Origin of the sequence: Sandarakinorhabdus rubra (assembly GCF_010994245.1) — a bacterium.
GTDB classification, from domain to species: Bacteria; Pseudomonadota; Alphaproteobacteria; order Sphingomonadales; family Sphingomonadaceae; genus Sandarakinorhabdus; species Sandarakinorhabdus rubra.
Genome location: NZ_WMHO01000311.1, coordinates 1 through 2,190, shown reverse-complemented (window position 1 = coordinate 2,190; position 2,190 = coordinate 1). Strand labels below are relative to the sequence as shown.

The window sequence follows — 2,190 nt, the reverse complement described above, 5'->3', positions numbered from 1 at the left end:
CCTTCAGGATCGGGCGGGCCGCCGGGCCGAGGATCAGGCCGCCGTGCTCCGGGTCCCGCTCCAGCGCGTCCATGGCCTCCAGCTGGCGGGCCAGCGCGCGCCACTGGTCAGCCGGCCACTCGCGGCCGATGCCGAACACGGCGAGGCCATCGTGGCGGAATTTCGCCACCTTTTCCGATGCCTTGCCGGCCAGCACGTCGACCAGGTGGGTCACGCCAAAGCGCTGCCCGGTGCGATAGGCGGCCGAGAGCAGCTTGCGCGCCGCCTCGGTGGCGTCGATCAGCTCCGGCGGGTCGAGGCAGTTGTCGCAATTCCCGCAACGCGTCGGCGGGGTTTCGCCGAAATAGTGCAGCAGCTGCGCGCGCCGGCAACCCGGCGTGTCGAGAAAGGCGATCAGCGCATTCAGCCGCCGCGCCTCGCCGGCCTTGAACGCCTCGCTGCCGTCGCTGGCGGCGATGAAGCCGCGCTGGCGGGCAACATCCTCGCCGCCCCAGATCAGCTGGGCCACCGCCGGGTCACCATCGCGGCCGGCGCGGCCGGTTTCCTGATAATAGGCCTCGATCGAGCGCGGCAGCCCGGCGTGGACCACGAAGCGCACGTCCGGCTTGTCGATGCCCATGCCGAAGGCGATGGTGGCGACCATCACCATGTCCTCGGCGGCCACGAACTCAGCCTGGTGGCGGGCGCGTGTCGCCGGCTCCAGCCCGGCATGATAGGGCCGGGCGCGGATCCCGGCGTCAGACAGCATGGTGGCGATCGTCTCGGTGGCAGCGCGGGTGGGGGCATAGATGATGCCAGCCTGCCCCGCGTGGCCGGCGAGGAAGTCCATCAGCTGCCGCTTCAGATTGTCCCGCCCCGCCACCTGGTAGCGGATGTTGGGCCGGTCAAAGCCCGACAGGGTCACCCGGTCGGCGGCGATGCCCAGCTGTACGGCTATGTCGGCGCGGGTCTCGCGGTCGGCGGTGGCGGTCAGCGCGATGCGCGGCACACCGGGCAGCGCATCGCAGAAGGGCTTGAGGCGGCGATACTCGGGTCGGAAATCATGGCCCCACTGGCTCACGCAATGCGCCTCGTCGATGGCCACCAGCGCAATCGGAACGCGCGCCACCAGGCTCGAGAAACCGTCGGTCAGCGCCCGTTCCGGGGAGACATAGAGGAGATCGAGCTGGCCATCGGCCATCGCCCGCCACACCTGCCCGCTGTCGGCCGACTGGCTGTTGAGCGTGGCGGCGCGCACGCCGGCCGCCGACAGGCTGCGCACCTGGTCTTCCATCAGGGCGATGAGCGGCGAGATGACAAGCCCGGTGCCGGGCCGGATCAGCGCCGGCACCTGGTAACAGATGGACTTGCCGGCCCCCGTCGGCATGATCGCCAGCACATCGCGCCCAGCCAGCACATCTTCGATGATCGCTTCCTGCGGGCCGCGAAAGGCGGCGTGGCCGAACACGGTGGACAACACTTGGGACGGGGTCATGGCCCAAGCGATAGCGGCTGGCGTGCGCCGCTGCTATGGCCTTGGCCATGCCACGCCCGATTCCGACTGTCAGTTTGCGCCGGGCGCTGGCCTGGCTGTCGTTCATCCTGCTGTTGGCGGTGGCCGCCTTCATCCTGTGGCAGGAGTTGCGCGGGCCGCAAGCGGTTCCCGTCGCGCCGTCGCGTGTCGTGGCGGTTGCCGCTGCGCCGCTGGCAGCGCCCGCTGGAACCGGGGCGCTGCGGCTGGCGGGCGCCGTGGTGCTGACCAGCGCCGATGCCGACTTTGGCGGCCTGTCGGGGCTGGCGGCACTGCCCGATGGCCGGTTGCTGGCGGTCAGCGATGCCGGGCAATGGTTGCGCTTCACGCCGGTGCTGGCCGGTGGTCGCCTCGCCGGCGTGGCGGGTGCCGAGATGGGCGCCATCCCTGCGCTGGGCGCCACCAAGCAGGATCGGGATACGGAGGCCATCGCCTTCACGGCCGCCGGCGAGACGCTGGTGAGCCTGGAGCAGCAGCACCGCATCCTGCGCTTTTCCGGCATCGGCCCGCCACGCCGGCTGGCCGGCACGCTGTGGCGGACAGAAGCGATCAGCTGGCCGTCGAACGGCGGCGGCGAGACGCTGGCGGCGCTGCCCGATGGTGCGCTTCTGTGGGTCGCCGAAAGCGCCCGCGCCGGAGGTGGAGAGGCGCGGCGCGCGCTGCTGATCGCCGCCGATGGC

General features: G+C 71.4%; 2 protein-coding genes. One reads left to right on the top strand and one right to left on the bottom strand.

Annotated features, from left to right (window positions below):
- A partial coding sequence (locus tag GJV64_RS13845; RefSeq protein ID WP_164157991.1) for a RecQ family ATP-dependent DNA helicase occupies positions 1-1,474 on the bottom strand: 1,474 nt, incomplete at its 3' end.
- 47 nt (positions 1,475-1,521) lie between these two features.
- Between GJV64_RS13845 and GJV64_RS13840 the strand changes: the two genes are divergently transcribed.
- A partial coding sequence (locus GJV64_RS13840) for an esterase-like activity of phytase family protein (RefSeq protein WP_164157989.1) occupies positions 1,522-2,190 on the top strand: 669 nt, incomplete at its 3' end.